We start from the raw sequence: 14,888 nt of genomic DNA on the forward strand, positions 1-14,888 counted from the left end.
CATTAGGGTGGGGCCATGATCTCCTCGCCTGGACGGCTCGTGCTCGCCGCCACCCCGCTGGGCGATCCCGGGGACGCCTCGGCACGCCTGGTCGAAGCGCTCGGCACGGCGGAAGTGATCGCGGCCGAGGACACCCGGCGGCTGCGCACTTTGGCGTCCGCGCTGGGCGTGTCCCCGGCCGGCCGGGTCGTCAGCTTCTACGAGGACGTCGAGACGGCGCGGCTGCCGAAACTGCTCGAATCCTTGCGCAGTGGGGAAAACGTCCTGCTCGTCACCGATGCCGGAATGCCGAGTGTGTCCGACCCCGGGTTCCGGCTGGTGGCCGCGTGCGTGGCGGAAGACCTGCCGGTCACCTGCCTGCCCGGCCCGTCCGCGGTGACCACGGCGCTGGCGTTGTCCGGGCTGCCGTGCGACCGGTTCTGCTTCGAGGGTTTCGCCCCGCGCAAACCGGGGGAGCGCTCGAAATGGCTGACGGAGCTGGCGACCGAACGCCGGACCGCGGTGTTCTTCGAATCGCCGCACCGCCTGGCCGCCACCCTGGCCGCCGCGGCTGAGACGCTCGGTGGGCAGCGCCGTGCCGCGGTGTGCCGTGAGCTGACCAAGACGTACGAAGAAGTCAAACGCGGCACGCTGGCTTCGCTTTCGGAGTGGGCGAACGGCGGTGTACGCGGCGAGATCACTGTGGTCCTGCAGGGGGCGACGCGGGCCGAGGTGTCCGTCGCGGACCTGGTCGGGGAAGTCAGCGCTCGCGTCGCCGACGGGGAGCGGCTGAAAACGGCGGCCGCGGAGGTCGCCGAGTCCGCCGGTGTGTCCAAAAAGGAGCTCTACGACGCGGTCGTCGCGTCGCGGAAGTGAGCGCCGAGCAGCATCCGGGCCGCCGTGTGCGCCTTCGCCGCGTCGGGTTCGTCGCCGGTGATCACGTCGGTGTAGATGAACGATTCGCCGACGCGGACCAGGAGATAGGCCAGGTCCGCTGCCGGTAGCGGCGTGCTCAGCCGTCCCGCGGTGATTTCGCCGGACAGCAAAGTGCGCAGCTTGTCGATCGTGCGTGACTGCACGAGGCTGGCCTTCGTGGTCAGCAGGCGCAGGGCGCGTTCCGGTTCCCGGCGCAGGAAGGCGCGGAACGGCGCGGAGCCGTTCACCGTGTGCACGAAGGTGCCGATCGCTTCCGCGATGCCCTCGCCGCCGCGTCCGGTGAACGACACGTTGTCCAGTACGGCCGCTGTTTCCGCCCACAGGATCTCGCCGAGCAGGTGGTCTCGGCTGCCGACCCAGCGGTGCAGGGTGGCCCGGCTGACGCCGAGTTCGGTGACGAGGTCCCGCAGGTCGACGCGCCGGCCATCGCGGAACCGGCCGCGTGCGAGCCGGAACGCCGCGACGGCGTCGGGACGCGGGGCACGGGAGGAGAGCGGCGTGTCGATGGACGAGACGTTAGCACGGAGTGTCGCGCGAATGAGACGTCTGCCAGAATGTCTCATGACGAGCCGTGAGGAGGAGCGCGAATGCGTGCTGTGCAGGTGACCGAGTTCGGCGGACCGGAGGTGCTGACCCCGGCCGAACTGCCCGATCCGGTGGCCGGTCCGGGCCAGGTGCTGGTCGAGGTCGACCACAGCGGGGTGAACTACGCGGACACGCACCAGGCGGAGAACTCCTACCTGGCCGCGAGCCGGCTGCCGTTCGTGCCGGGTGGTGAGGTCGTCGGCCGCACTCCGGACAGCGGCCGGGTGGTCGCGCTGCTGGGCGAGGGCGGCGGGTACGCCGAGCGCGCGGTGGTCGCTGAGGCGATGGCCCTGCCGGTACCGGACGGGGTGGACGACCTGCACGCGCTGGCCATGATCGCGCAGGGCACGACCGCGTGGCTGCTGCTGCGCAAGAACGCACACCTCGAACCCGGTGAGACGGTGGTCGTGCACGCGGCCGCGGGCGGTGTCGGTTCGCTGGCCGTGCAGCTGGCGAAGGCCTGGGGTGCCGGCCGGGTGATCGCCACCGCGAGCAGCGAGGAGAAGCGTGCTCTCGCGCTCGAACTGGGTGCGGACGTGGCCGTGGACTCCCGTGCGGAGAACATGACCGACATCCTGCGCGAGGCCAACGGCGGCAACCGCGTGGACATCGTCCTGGACATGGTCGGTGGCACCACGACCGACCAGAGCGTTGCCGCGCTCGCGCCGTTCGGGCGGCTCGCCTTCTACGGCATGGCCGGGCGCGAGCAGCCGAAGCCGGTGAAGCTGCCGAGCCTGCTGCGGCACAGCACCGCGATCAGCGGGATGTGGCTGCCGCACGCTCTCCGGTTGCCCGGCAACGTTTTCGGTACTGCCCTGACCGAGCTGTTCGACCTGGTGCGGGCAGGCGAGCTGCGTGCGATCGCCGGCGGCGAGTACGCGCTCGCCGAGGCGCGCGCCGCGCACGAGGCGCTGCGCTCCCGCCGCACGATCGGCAAGCTCCTGCTGAACCCCCGCGCGTGACCCTCGTGAGTGGCGAGGCCGGAACCGGGCTCGCCACTCACCGAGGTGGGGTGGCGAGGAGGTGTTCGAGCGGGGCTGCCTTGTCGAGGCATTCCCGCCACTCCGCCGCACCGTCCGAATCGGCCGTGATCCCGCCGCCGACACCGAGTTCGAGTACCCCGCCGGCGATCTCGAAGGTCCGGATCGCCACGTTCAGCTCCATCCCGGCGACCGGGGAGACGATGCCGGCCGCGCCGGTGTAGACGCCGCGCGCACGCGGTTCCAGCTCGGCGATCAGGTCGAGTGCGCGGATCTTCGGCGCCCCGGTGACCGAGCCGGGCGGGAACGTGGCCCGCAGCAGTCCGGCGTCGTCCACCCCCTCCGCGAGCACACCCTCCACTGTGGACGCCAGATGCCACACCCCTGGTGCCGGGTGCACCGAGAGCAGTTCCGGCACCACGACGCTGCCGACCTCGCACACCCGCCCGAGGTCGTTGCGTACCAGGTCGGTGATCATCACGTTCTCCGCGACGTCCTTCTCCGAACGGCGCAGCAGGCGGTCGTTGCCCTCGTGTTCCGGACCCCGCCGCGGCAGCGTGCCCTTGATCGGCGACGAGCGCACGCGGCGCCCGCGGCGGGCCAGGAACAACTCCGGGGACAGCGAAACGACCGCACCCCAGTCTCCCGCCACGTACGCCGCCCGCCGCGGCGCCAGCCGCCGGACACCTTCGGCGAACAGCGCGGCCCGCTCACCGCGGAACGTCCCCGTGAACCGCGAGCACACGTTGGCCTGGAACAGCTCGCCCGCTTCGATCTCGTGCACGCAGGCCTTCACCGCCAGCTCGTGGCCCGAAGACCGCCGCACAGCACTCGCCGACCAGCGCGGTGTCACCGGAACGGCCAACGCACGTTCCACAGTGGACCGGAGAAGCTCCGGGTCGCGGCTGCCGTCCAGCGCCTCGAACCAGCAGTTACCGGCCGAGTCCCAGCGCAGCACGTGGTCGGCCCAGCCCCAGGCGGACGCGGGCAACCGGCCGTGGCGACCGGACGGGTCGGCAAGGTCGTAGCCGAGGAACCCGAACCAGCCCCCGCCTACGCCCTCGCCATCCACCTCGGTGACCGGTGGCGGGAACGGCCTGGGGGACACGTCGAGGAACGGCGCGACCACCGCTCGCGAGCCGAACCACTCGCCGCACACCGCGGCGGGTTGCGCCAAGCCGTGCGCCCGTGCGTAGGCGGCAAGCCGCATCACCACCTGTTCGGGCGGCAGATCCGTACGCAGCGGCTGGGCGAGCATGCCGCCATTGTGCCCGCGGCGTCGCGACGAGCCGACGGCGAACTGCTCAGAGCAGCAGGTCGGAGAGCGTGAACGGGTACACCACCGCGTCCTGCGCGACCGGTCCGCCGACCCCCGGCACATCCGGTCCCCAGGCGTGCTGGTGCACGCCCAGCCGCGCGTGGAACCAGCCCGGGCGGCCGGGGATCCCGTTGTGCCGCACGAGCCAGAGCACCACCTCGGGATCCGCCCAGCGGTCCGGGTGCAGCCGGTGCGCCCAGCAGTCGTGCCCGGCGTACACGAGCACACGGCGGATCCGCGCGGCATGCCGCACGTGCTTGATCCAGGTCTTGACGAACCGGTCGTCCACGCTCTGCGCGTCCACTTCCAGCGCGGGCGCGAGGGAGCCGGGGGCGAACGCGCCGAGCCGGCTCGCCGTGCGCACGAAGTGCTCGGCCTGGTCGTGCACCGCGCCCGGCCGGGCGTAGTGCCGGGCACCGGTGTGCAGGCCCGCTTCCTGCGCGGCCGCCAGCATCCGCTCGGCGCCGGGATCGCTCCAGTTCACGTTCTCGCTGACGGTCACGGAAGCGAACCGCACGTCGGCGCCCCGTACCGCCGACCAATCGAGCACGTGCTCACGATGCGTGAGCGTGAGCCCGCGCTCGCTCTCCGGTTCGGTCACTTCGCACCCCTGACAAGCCCCACGACGGGTGAAAGGCCACCTTAGGCCCCGTGGCGGGGCGCCAGGTGACCTTCCCCGGCGTGTCGGTGCGCGTGATCAGGCGTTTTCCCCGCTGGAACGTGTGAGCTCCCCACCAGATCGCCAGTACCGCCATCGCCAGGACCACCACACTCCCGGTGAACAGCGCGTCCATCGAGAAGTCGCCGCGGAAGCTGGTGCGCTCCACGTCGACCACGTGCCGGGCCGGGTTGATCTGCGAGATCGTGTACAGCCACTTCGGCGCGAGCCCCGCGGTGATCGGGATCAGAATCCCGGACAGCAGCAGCAGCGGCATGAGCACCGCGTTCAGCAGGGCGGTGAACGATTCCTCACTCTTGAGCGTGAGCGCCAGCGGGTAGGAGCACGACGCGAGCGTGAGCACCATCCAGCCGTCCACATCGGACAGTCCCTGCGCGTTGGGCGTCTTCACCGGCAGCGGGCCGAAGAAGAACAGGTACAGCAGCGGCTGCAGGACGCCGATCAGCAGCCACGCCGGGTTCCGCAGCGCGGCGCCGGAGTCCCGGCGGAAGATCAGCCAGATGTCACGCAACACCGGACACCTCCGGTTCCTCCGGTGCGGGCAGCTCCGCGTCGCGCAGCGACCGGCCGGTGAGAGTGAGGAACACGTCGTCCAGCGTGGGACGCGTGACCTGCATGGACGTCGTCGTGATGTGCTTCGCGTCGAGGGTGCGCAGCAGCTCAGGCATCGCGGTGTCGCCGCGGGGACCCGGAAGCGGACCGAACCCCCGGACACGTCGAAGTCGTGTGCGCCGGTGAGCCTGCGGGCCAGCTCGGCCGCGGTCGCGGTGTCCTCGTCCGGGACCCCGATCGCCACGCCGTCGCCGGACACCCGCGCCTTCAGCGAATCCGGTGAGCCCTCGGCGACGATCCGGCCGTCGTCGATGACGATCAGCCGGTCGGCGAGCGCGTCCGACTCGTCCAGGTAGTGCGTGGTCAGGAAGATCGTCACGCCCTGGTCGGTACGCAACCGCCGGATGTGTTCCCACAGGCTGGCGCGGCTCTGCGGATCGAGCCCGGTGGACGGTTCGTCGAGGAAGACGAGCGATGGCGAATGGATCAGCCCCATCGCGATGTCGAGCCTGCGCCGCTGCCCGCCGGACAGCGTTTTCGTGAGCCGCCTGCCGAGGCCGGTCAGGTCGAGCTGCCCGGCCGGCTCCCGGCCGCGGGCGAGCGCGTCGGCCTTCGTCATCCGGTACAGCCGGCCCTGCAGCTCCAGCTCCTCGCCGACCCGTACCTCGGGCGCGGTGCCGCCGCCCTGCGCGACGTAGCCGATGGCGCGGCGTACGCCGAGCGGGTCGGTGAGCAGGTCGTGCCCGCCGACCGTGGCCGTGCCGGCGGTCGGTTCCAGCAGTGTTGTGATCATGAGAACCCCTCTCCTCCCAGAGACCGGGGCTGCCGAACGACCGGCCGGGATCGTCGGCCATCACGTACTCGCCTGCTTCCAGCCGGGCGATCAGCTCGCCGAGCCACTGGTGGCTCGCCGCGGAGATCCCGCCCCACAGCCGGAAGAGTTCCTTGACGTGCGGTGGCTGGCCCCATTCGGCGCTCTCGCCGAGCATCAGCCGGGCCCGGCGTTCCTCGGACTCCAGATGCACCAGCCGCTGGCGCAGCATGCCGATCGCGTGGGCCCGGGGCAACGTGGTCAGCAGGGCGATCCCCGCCGCCATCTCCGGAGGCCCGACCTCGGGATCGGACAGGGCGTTCGCGAGCAGGAGCTGGAACTTCCGTTCGCCGTCGGCGGTGAGCCGGTAGGCCACCCGGTCCGGGCTCGCGTCGCCCGGTTCGACGTCGACCTTCGCCAGCAGCTGTTCGGCGGTCATCTTCTTCAGCGCGTGGTGGATCGAGCCAGGCTGGACGTTCGCCCACTTGTCGGCCGACCAGGTGAGCAGCTCGCGGCGCACCTGGTAGCCGTGCGCCCGGCCGGACATGCGCACCACTCCGAGCACGAGCAGACGCGTTGCGGACACCGTTCTCCCTTCGCCGACCACTGCGCCACGGCGTGGACCGCATCCGTAGGCTAAACAGGTATGAGCACCCCTGTGTTGACCGCGGTGGCCTGGCCCTATGCCAACGGCCCCCGCCATATCGGCCACGTGTCCGGATTCGGCGTCCCGTCCGACGTCTTCTCCCGCTATCAGCGAATGGCCGGCAACCGGGTGCTCATGGTGTCCGGGACCGACGAACACGGCACCCCGATCACCGTGCAGGCCGACAAGGAGGGCCTGACCCCGCAGCAGACCGCGGACAAGTACACCCGCCAGATCGACGAGGACCTGCGCGGCCTCGGCCTGTCCTACGACCTGTTCACCCGCACCACCACCGGCAACCACTCCGCGGTCACCCAGGAGATCTTCCTCGCGCTGCACCGCAACGGCTATGTGGTGCCGAAGACCACCCGGGGCGCGATCAGCCCGTCCACCGGGCGCACCCTGCCCGACCGCTACATCGAGGGCACCTGCCCGATCTGCGGTTACGACGGCGCGCGCGGCGATCAGTGCGACAACTGCGGCAACCAGCTCGACGCCGCGGAGCTGATCAACCCGAAGTCCCGGATCAACGGGGAGACGCCGAAGTTCGTCGAGACCGAGCACTTCTTCCTCGACCTGCCGGCGTTCACCAAGACCCTCGGCGACTGGCTGGGCACCAAGACCGAATGGCGCCCGAACGTCCTCAACTTCACCAAGAACCTGATCGACGACATGCGGCCCCGGCCGATCACCCGTGACCTCGACTGGGGCGTGAAGATCCCGCTCGACGGCTGGCGCGACCAGCCGCTCAAGCGCTTCTACGTGTGGTTCGACGCGGTGATCGGCTACTTCTCCGCGAGCGTCGAATGGGCCCGCCGCAACGGCACGCCGGACGCCTGGCAGGAGTGGTGGGCCAACGACGCCGCGCGCGCTTACTACTTCATGGGCAAGGACAACATCACCTTCCACGCGCAGATCTGGCCCGCGCTGCTGCTCGGCCAGAACGGCGACGGCGACCGCGGCGGCGAGCCGGGCAAGTACGGCAAACTGCACCTGCCGGACGAGATCGTCTCCAGCGAGTTCCTCACCATGAGCGGCTCGAAGTTCTCCACCTCCCGCGGCACGGTCATCTACGTGCACGACTTCCTCCGTGAGTTCGGACCGGACGCGCTGCGCTACTTCATCTCGGTGGCCGGCCCGGAAACCCAGGACACCGACTTCACCTGGGACGAGTTCGTCCGGCGGACCAACTTCGAGCTGGCCAACGAATGGGGCAACCTGGTCAACCGGTCCATTTCGATGGCGCACAAGAACAACGGTGCGGTACCGGCCCCGACCAAGGCCGCACCCGCGGACGAGGAGCTGAAGACCCTGTCGCGGCAGGCGTTCGACACCGCGGGCGCGCACCTGGCCCGCTCGCGGTTCAAGCTGGCCGCGGCGGAGGCGATGCGGGTGGTCACCGCGGCGAACCGGTACCTGTCGGATCAGGAGCCGTGGAAGCTCAAGGACGACCCGGACCGGCGCGACGCGGTGCTGCACACCGCGTTGCAGGTGGTGAGCGACGCGAACACGCTGCTCACGCCGTTCCTGCCGCATTCGGCGCAGAAGGTGCACGAGGCACTCGGCGGCACCGGGGTGTGGGCGGCGCAGCCGGAGCTGCAGGAGGTCGAGGACCTGGACGTGCCTGGGCGGATCAATCCGATCCTCACCGGCGACTACGCGGGTGAGCAGGCGAAGTGGGCGTCGTCGCCGGTCGAGATCGGCCGTCCGTTGGCGAAGCCGACCCCGTTGTTCACGAAGCTGGACCCGAAGTTGGGGGAGACCGGCCCCGACTGGGCCCCGATCGTCACCGACTGAACTACTCGTGAGTGCCTACGCCGGTTCTCACCGTCGTAGGCACTCACGAGTAGTTTCGGGGGCATGGGCGAAGACAAGCGGGCACTGCCGCCGATCCCGGACCGTCTGCCGGTGGCGGTGGTCGACGCGCACACCCACCTCGACGCCTGTGGGGCGGTCACCGCGGCCGACGTGACCGCGATGGTCGACCGGGCGGAGCGGGCCGGCGTGGCGCGCGTGGTCACCGTCGCCGACGATCTGACCGCAGCCCGGTGGGCGGCTGAAGCGTCCACCTGGGACTCTCGGGTGTACGCGGCGGTGGCGATCCATCCCACGCGTACCAAGGACTTCGGTGAGCCGGAGCGGTCCGAAGTGGAGCGTCTGGCTCGTGGCGAACGGGTCGTGGCGGTCGGCGAGACCGGGCTCGACTACTACTGGGACTACTCGCCCCGCGACGCGCAGCAGGAGGCGTTCCGCTGGCACATCGACCTCGCCAAGCGGCTCGGCAAGACGCTGATGATCCACGACCGCGAAGCGCACGAGGACGTCCTGCGCATTCTCGACGAGGAAGGCGCGCCGGACACCGTCGTGTTCCACTGCTTCTCCGGTGACGAGCGCATCGCCCGCCGGTGCCTCGACCACGGGTACGTGCTGTCCTTCGCCGGCACTGTCACCTTCAAGAACGCCCGCGGTCTGCACGAGGCGGCCCGGATGGCGCCGCTCGGCCAGTTCCTCGCCGAGACCGACGCGCCGTTCCTCACGCCGCACCCCTACCGCGGCCGGCCGAACGAGCCGTACTGCACCGCCTACACCGTCCGGCACCTCGCGATGCTGCGGGGCGAGGCCGTGCACGAGGTCGCCGAAGCGGTCCGGACCACGGCCGAGCGGGTGTACGGCCTGCCGGGAGCGTGAACTCTTTGTGTCACTTCGGGGTGCGCGGATTGCGACGTTCGGGTTTGCCCGTTCGTCCATCGGACGAGTGACACAAGTCACGACACTCCGGGGGGTGTTTGCGCAACCCGCCCGTCTGACGTTACTGTCCCGTGATCGTGCCGGTCGGTACCGCGCAGCGGATGCCGGCTGATACGCCCACCAGTCACGTCAGTGCACGTCGGGGAAGCGGAACCGGGGCAGGTACGGCCCGGAACCGTGACGATGGCGCTGGCTGGGGGTGTCGGACTTGAGAGGCGCATCCCCGGATGCGTCGCGACGAAAGGACGGCTGCGGTGACGCATGCCGTCTTGGGAAAGGGAACGACCCGGTGACTGGTAGCAGGCAGGGTGGCGCGCGCCTTGGCGCGGAGCCCGACTACTTCTCCTCCGCTGGTTCGGTGGCAGTCCTCGACCGCGAGCTCGAGGACACCGCGTACGGGCAGCTGGACTTCTCCGACGAGCTGTACGTGACCGAGCAGGACGTCCTCACCGCGCTCGGCCCCGACGCCGACACGCTGATGGCGGAGATCGACGTCGACGTCGACGAACTCATCCGGCTGATCAACGCCGAGACCACCATGCTCCCGCCGCTGTCCCTGCCGGACGAGCTGGCCGAGGACCGCACCGCCACGCCGCAGGCCAAGCAGGTCGCCGTGGAGGAGGGTCTGCGCGAGGCCACCCGCACCTGGAAGCGCCGTTTCCTCAAGGGCGCCGTGCTCGCGGTCATGATCACCGTCGGCGGCGGCGGTGCCGCGGCGCTGGCGATGAACAAGAGCGTCACGGTCGACGTGGACGGCCAGCAGCGCACCATCCACAGCTACGGCGGCACCGTGGGCGAGGTGCTCGAGGACGCCGGCCTGTCGGTCGGCGAGCACGACTCGCTCTCGCCCTCCCCGCAGGCCGCGGTCGGCGACGGCGGCGTCATCAAGCTCGAGCGCGGCCGTCAGCTGAACCTGGTCGTCGACGGCGTCTCGCGGCCCTCCTGGGTGCGCGCCACCACGCTCGGCGAGGCGATGAACCAGCTGGGCATGAACGACATGGTCGCCCAGGGCGCCTGGACCTCCATGCCGTCCTCGGGCGAACTGCCGCTCGAAGGCTCCACCGTGCAGGTCAAGACCCTCAAGCACATCACGCTCTACGACGGCACCAAAGCTCCGCGCCAGGTGACGAGCAACGCGGTCACCGCCAAGGAGTTCGTGTCCGCGCTCAAGCTCAACCTCGGGCCGGAGGACGCCGTCGAAGGTGGCCTGGACGTCTCGCTCAAGGACGGCGCCGAGGTGCACGTCTCGCGCATGGGCGTCTCGATGGTCAACCAGCAGGAGGACATCGACCCCGAGGTGCAGAAGGTCGACGACCCGACGCAGCTGCAGGGCGAGGAGACCGTCGAGGATCCGGGCACGCCAGGCCAGAAGATGGTGACCTACAAGGTCACCAAGAAGAATGGTGAAGAGGTCTCGCGCGAGCAGATCTCGGAGAAGATCCTCGTCCAGGCCAAGCCGAAGATCGTCAAGGTCGGCACCAAGGAGGCGCCGACGCCGGCGATCGGTGACGGCTCCGCGTGGGACCGCATCGCGCAGTGCGAGGCGACCGGCAACTGGGCCGCCAACACCGGCAACGGCTACTACGGCGGCCTCCAGTTCGACAAGCAGACCTGGAACGCCTACGGCGGCGACCAGTACGCCTCGCTGCCGAGCGAGGCCAGCCGGGAGCAGCAGATCGCGGTCGCGGAGAAGGTGCGTGACTCGCGCGGTGGCTACGGCGCCTGGCCGGTGTGCGGCAAGAAGGCCTGAGCATCCTCGTTCGCGGCACTCGGTAGGCTCATCCGGTGGTGGAACTGCTGGGACCTGCGGAGATCCGTGGGCTGGCCGACGAGCTCGACGTCCGGCCGACGAAAAAGCTCGGCCAGAACTTCGTGCACGACCCCAACACGGTTCGCCGCATCGTCGACCTCGCCGGAGTCGGCCCCGGGGATGTGGTGCTGGAAGTCGGCCCCGGTCTCGGGTCGCTGACGTTGGGGCTGCTCGACGCCGGCACGCGGGTCGTCGCGGTGGAGATCGATTCGGTGCTGGCCGCTCGTCTGCCGCGCACAGCCGCGGAGCGAGCACCGGAAGACGTGGAGCGGCTTTCCGTCGTCGAGGCTGACGCCCTGCGCGTGCTGGCCGCGGACCTGCCCGCGGAGCCGGTGTCCCTGGTGGCCAACCTGCCCTACAACGTCGCGGTGCCGGTGGTGCTGCACCTGCTCGCCGAGCTGCCCTCGGTGCGGCGGGGGCTGGTGATGGTCCAGACCGAGGTGGCCGACCGGATGGCGGCCGGCCCCGGCAGCCGCACCTACGGCGTTCCGAGCGTCAAACTCGCGTGGTACGGACCGGCCCGCAAGGTGGCCGCGGTGCCGCGCGCCGTGTTCTGGCCGGTGCCGAACGTGGATTCCGCGCTGGTGTCGTTCGAACGCACCCAACCGGTCACCGGCGTCGATCGGCGCTGCCTGTTCGAGGTCGTCGACGCCGCGTTCTCCCAGCGACGCAAGACACTCCGTGCGGCGCTGGCCGGCTGGGCGGGTTCCGCCGACCGAGCCGGCGAGCTGCTGACCACGGCCGGGATCGACCCCCGCAGCCGGGGAGAACAACTCGACGTGCACGCCTTCGCGCGGATCGCGGCTGCCGCGTCCTGACCGCGCGCTCTCGCCGGACGGCGGTGCTCCGGCCAGGCTGCTGACTGCGTGCTCCCGCGGCGGCCAGGCTTCGGGTCTTCGAAGTGCACTCACTGGTACGGGCTGCTGGAGATGGTGACCGAACTCATCGGCGTCCGGGCCGGGAACGTGCCGGTGCTGTCGCGGTTGTTCGGCGAGAGGAACCCGGATTGACTCGGCTTTGTGAACCATCCCGACCCGCCGTGGTGCTACCCGACTGCCGCGCGAGTGGTCGTGCCGGCTTTCGCAATCGTCGCGGCGCTCGACGGGATACGTAACAAAGCCAAGGCGAAAAGCAATTCCCGAACGTCCACAGGGGATTCTCGGCGACGTCGGCCGGGCCCGTGGCGGCCGTGGCCGCAGTGCGGGCGATTCCTTCGGTGGCGGAACTACCGGCTCCCGCGATCCAGGACCCGGTGTTCCATTGTCCGGACGCGACCAGTCGTGTGATCTGCACCAACGCGCTTGCGTTCAGCCAGTGGGATCGGCTTTACTCGGTGGTGTCCATCCCGAGCGACTGAGAGACCTGGCTCGCCGAAGTCGCAGCAACCACCCGCAAGGGGGCAGGTGCTACCGCCAGGACCGATGGAGGCTGTTTCCGATGAAGAGGGTCACCCACCCGCTCCTGCTGACCCGGCGCCGAGTAGTCGACGAAGGTCGCCGCACGGTATGTGCGTGTCGACGCTCCATGGCCATCGCCTGATCCGCTTTCCCGCGAGTTCTTGCACCGTCCTTTTCGGACGGTAATTCGATGACGCCCGGCGCGCCCGGAAACGGTGCGGCGCCCTTGCTTGGAGCTCATTCGTGATCACTGTCGAAAACGTGTCCAAATCCTTTCCCTTCAACGGAAACCGAGTCGCCGCACTGCGTGACGTGAGTGTCGACGTGCAGGCCGGTTCACTCTTCGGCGTGGTGGGTCCGGCCGACTCCGGCAAGTCCACGCTCGCCCGGTGCATCGCCCTGCAGGAGCGTCCCGACCGCGGCGTGGTGCGGCTCGACGGTCTCAACACCGGCACCCTCGACGGGCGTCGGCTGCGGGAGATCCGCCGCCGCCTCGGTGTCGTCGGCACCAAGCCGGAGCTGCTGGCCGAGCGCACGGTCGGCGGCAACATCGCCAGCCCGCTGGAGCAGCTCGGTGTGGACGGCCCGCAGCGCCGCAGCCGGGTCGGCTCGCTGCTCGACCTCGTCGGCCTCACCGCCCGTGCCGGGCAGAAGCCGGACGAGCTGACCGACGGTCAGCGCCGCCGGGTCGCGGTGGCGCGTGCGCTGGCCGCGGGGCCGGCCGTGCTCGTCGCGGACGACCCGACCGCCGGCATCGCCGCCGAGGACGCCGGCGCCGTGCTCGCCGTGCTGGACCGGGCGCGCGCCGAACTGGGCGTCACGGTGGTCGTGACCACCCAGGACTCGGGTGTGGTCCGCCGCGTCTGCGACGACGTCGCGGTTCTCGACAACGGCGTGGTGGTGGAGCACGGCACGTTGCTCGACCTGATCTCGTCGCCGGAGAGCTGGACCGCACAGGCGGTGCTGCCCTCGGTCGAGACCAGCCGCGCCCACGCGGCGAAGTTCGACCGCTCGGCCGACGTCGTGCTGATCGGCTTCGCCTCGGTCGGCGCGCTGCTCCCGGAGGCCGCCACGCGCTTCGACGTCCAGTTGTCCACCATCGGCGGCGGCCTGACCCGGATCGGGGACACCCCGATCGCCCGCTTCCGGGTTGGCGTCCGGGGCGATCGCGCCGACGCCGCGCTGGCCTGGATCGCCGACCGCGGTGCGCACGTGTCGCAGCCCGCCCGCGGGCCGCAGAGCGTCGTCGCCGCCTGAGCAGCTTCCTGTTCCCCCTTTCCGGCCCGGGTTCCGCAGACGGCACCCGGGCCGGTTCACGTTCGCCGCGGGCCGAAGGTCTCCGGACGCGCCACCCGGCGATGCGGACACTGCGTCCGAACTTCTGGGTCGCGTGTCCCAGTACGGATCCGCGCCGCGTTTTCTCCTGGTGGGGAAGCCGCAGGCGAAGCCACGTAAACTGGACGGGTGCTCGCCGTCGTTCCGCCACCAGTCACCGTCCGGGTTCCGGCCAAGGTCAACCTGCACCTGGCTGTCGGAGACCTGCGCGCGGACGGGTTCCACGAGCTGGTCACGGTGTTCCAGGCGCTTTCGCTGACCGACGAGGTCACCGTCGCGGCCAGTGAGGAGCCGGCGATCGAGGTCTACGGCGAGGGGGAGCGCACGGTACCCACCGATGACACCAACCTCGCCCGGCGGGCCGCGTGCGAGCTGGCCGCCTACGTCGGACGGCCGGACGCCGAGGATCCGAAGGTGCGGATCGTGCTGCGCAAAGGCATTCCGGTCGCCGGTGGCATGGCGGGCGGCAGCGCGGACGCGGCCGCGGCGCTCGTCGGGCTCGCCTCGTTGTGGAAGCTCGACGTGACCCGCGACGAGCTGGCCGCGATCGCCGGGCGGCTCGGCAGTGACGTGCCTTTCGCGCTCTACGGCGGAACCGCGTTGGGCACCGGGCGTGGTGAGCAGCTGGTTCCGGTGCTGGCGCGGCACACCTTCCACTGGGTGCTCGCCTTCGACGAAGAGGGCCTGTCCACCCCGAAGGTGTTCGGTGAGCTCGACCGGCTGCGCGCCGACGGCAAGCCGCCGCGGATCGGTTCGCACACGCCGGTCGTCGAGGCGCTGGCCTCCGGTGATCCACGACAGCTTGCTCTGTTGCTCGGCAACGACCTTCAGGCCGCGGCGGTGTCCCTGCGCCCGGGGCTGCGCCGCACGCTGCGGGCCGGGGTGAACGCGGGTGCGCTCGCCGGGTGCGTGTCCGGTTCCGGGCCCACCTGCGCGTTCCTCTGTGCTGACGCGGAAACCGCGGTCGACGTGGCGGCCGAGCTGTCCGGTGCCGGGGTGTGCCGCACGGTCCGGGTCGCGCACGGCCCGGTGCCCGGCGCCCGCGTGGCCGGCGGAGACGACTCACCGCGGGGCGCACCGCCCCGTGTGCACGCCTGAACAACCAACCCTGC

The 14,888-nt window shown here is 70.6% G+C and carries 12 protein-coding genes, 2 pseudogenes and 1 riboswitch; of the genes and pseudogenes, 8 read left to right on the plus strand and 6 right to left on the minus strand.

Features of this window, described 5'->3' with window-relative positions:
* Positions 1 to 15 precede the first annotated feature (15 nt).
* Complete coding sequence (rsmI, locus tag BJY18_RS28375; RefSeq protein ID WP_184782969.1) at positions 16 to 855, plus strand: 16S rRNA (cytidine(1402)-2'-O)-methyltransferase; 840 nt, start codon at positions 16 to 18, stop codon at positions 853 to 855.
* Here rsmI and BJY18_RS28380 read toward each other — a convergent pair.
* Positions 825 to 1,478 carry a QsdR family transcriptional regulator gene (locus BJY18_RS28380; protein WP_184782970.1) on the minus strand — a complete coding sequence of 218 codons (654 nt, stop codon included), beginning with the start codon at positions 1,476 to 1,478 and terminating at the stop codon, positions 825 to 827. The genes rsmI and BJY18_RS28380 overlap by 31 nt on opposite strands.
* A 24-nt stretch (positions 1,479 to 1,502) precedes the next feature.
* On the opposite strand from BJY18_RS28380, the gene BJY18_RS28385 reads away from it, so the two are divergent.
* Positions 1,503 to 2,462, plus strand: coding sequence for a quinone oxidoreductase family protein (locus tag BJY18_RS28385; protein WP_184782971.1), 960 nt, complete (start codon positions 1,503 to 1,505; stop codon positions 2,460 to 2,462).
* Between the two features lie 37 nt (positions 2,463 to 2,499).
* On the opposite strand, the gene BJY18_RS28390 is transcribed toward BJY18_RS28385, so the two are convergent.
* From BJY18_RS28390 to BJY18_RS28410, 5 genes and pseudogenes are all read right to left on the minus strand, one after another.
* A complete protein-coding gene (locus BJY18_RS28390) occupies positions 2,500 to 3,738 on the minus strand; it encodes an aminodeoxychorismate synthase component I (protein ID WP_184782972.1) in 1,239 nt (412 codons plus the stop codon).
* Between the two features lie 46 nt (positions 3,739 to 3,784).
* Positions 3,785 to 4,399, minus strand: coding sequence for a glycoside hydrolase family 25 protein (locus BJY18_RS28395; RefSeq protein ID WP_184782973.1), 615 nt, complete (start codon positions 4,397 to 4,399; stop codon positions 3,785 to 3,787).
* Entirely contained in the window at positions 4,353 to 4,823 is a 471-nt protein-coding gene (locus BJY18_RS28400) for an ABC transporter permease (RefSeq protein ID WP_246460374.1), read from the minus strand. The genes BJY18_RS28395 and BJY18_RS28400 overlap by 47 nt, the downstream gene beginning before the upstream one ends.
* Positions 4,824 to 4,980: 157 nt before the next feature.
* Positions 4,981 to 5,822: pseudogene (locus BJY18_RS28405) on the minus strand (ATP-binding cassette domain-containing protein); the annotation flags it as partial.
* 25 nt (positions 5,823 to 5,847) lie between these two features.
* Positions 5,848 to 6,426: pseudogene (locus BJY18_RS28410) on the minus strand (PadR family transcriptional regulator); the annotation flags it as partial.
* A 60-nt stretch (positions 6,427 to 6,486) separates the two neighbouring features.
* Here BJY18_RS28410 and metG point away from each other — a divergent pair.
* The 6 genes from metG to BJY18_RS28440 all read left to right on the plus strand — a co-directional run bounded on the left by metG (position 6,487) and on the right by BJY18_RS28440 (position 14,874).
* Positions 6,487 to 8,283, plus strand: coding sequence for a methionine--tRNA ligase (gene metG / locus BJY18_RS28415; RefSeq protein ID WP_184782975.1), 1,797 nt, complete (start codon positions 6,487 to 6,489; stop codon positions 8,281 to 8,283).
* 63 nt (positions 8,284 to 8,346) lie between these two features.
* A complete protein-coding gene (locus BJY18_RS28420; protein WP_184782976.1) occupies positions 8,347 to 9,174 on the plus strand; it encodes a TatD family hydrolase in 828 nt (275 codons plus the stop codon).
* Between the two features lie 349 nt (positions 9,175 to 9,523).
* Positions 9,524 to 10,984, plus strand: a complete 1,461-nt coding sequence (locus tag BJY18_RS28425) for a resuscitation-promoting factor (protein WP_376774736.1) — start codon at positions 9,524 to 9,526, stop codon at positions 10,982 to 10,984.
* Positions 10,985 to 11,019: 35 nt separating this feature from the next.
* Positions 11,020 to 11,862: a 16S rRNA (adenine(1518)-N(6)/adenine(1519)-N(6))-dimethyltransferase RsmA gene (rsmA, locus tag BJY18_RS28430; protein WP_184782977.1), complete on the plus strand. Its 843-nt coding sequence runs from the start codon at positions 11,020 to 11,022 to the stop codon at positions 11,860 to 11,862.
* A gap of 519 nt (positions 11,863 to 12,381) precedes the next feature.
* Positions 12,382 to 12,488, plus strand: a riboswitch (SAM riboswitch).
* A gap of 196 nt (positions 12,489 to 12,684) precedes the next feature.
* Positions 12,685 to 13,698, plus strand: a complete 1,014-nt coding sequence (locus BJY18_RS28435) for a methionine ABC transporter ATP-binding protein (protein WP_184782978.1) — start codon at positions 12,685 to 12,687, stop codon at positions 13,696 to 13,698.
* A gap of 207 nt (positions 13,699 to 13,905) precedes the next feature.
* Complete coding sequence (locus BJY18_RS28440; protein WP_184782979.1) at positions 13,906 to 14,874, plus strand: 4-(cytidine 5'-diphospho)-2-C-methyl-D-erythritol kinase; 969 nt, start codon at positions 13,906 to 13,908, stop codon at positions 14,872 to 14,874.
* The last annotated feature ends 14 nt before the right edge of the window (positions 14,875 to 14,888 follow it).

This window comes from Amycolatopsis jiangsuensis (genome assembly GCF_014204865.1).
Taxonomy (GTDB): Bacteria; Actinomycetota; Actinomycetes; order Mycobacteriales; family Pseudonocardiaceae; genus Amycolatopsis; species Amycolatopsis jiangsuensis.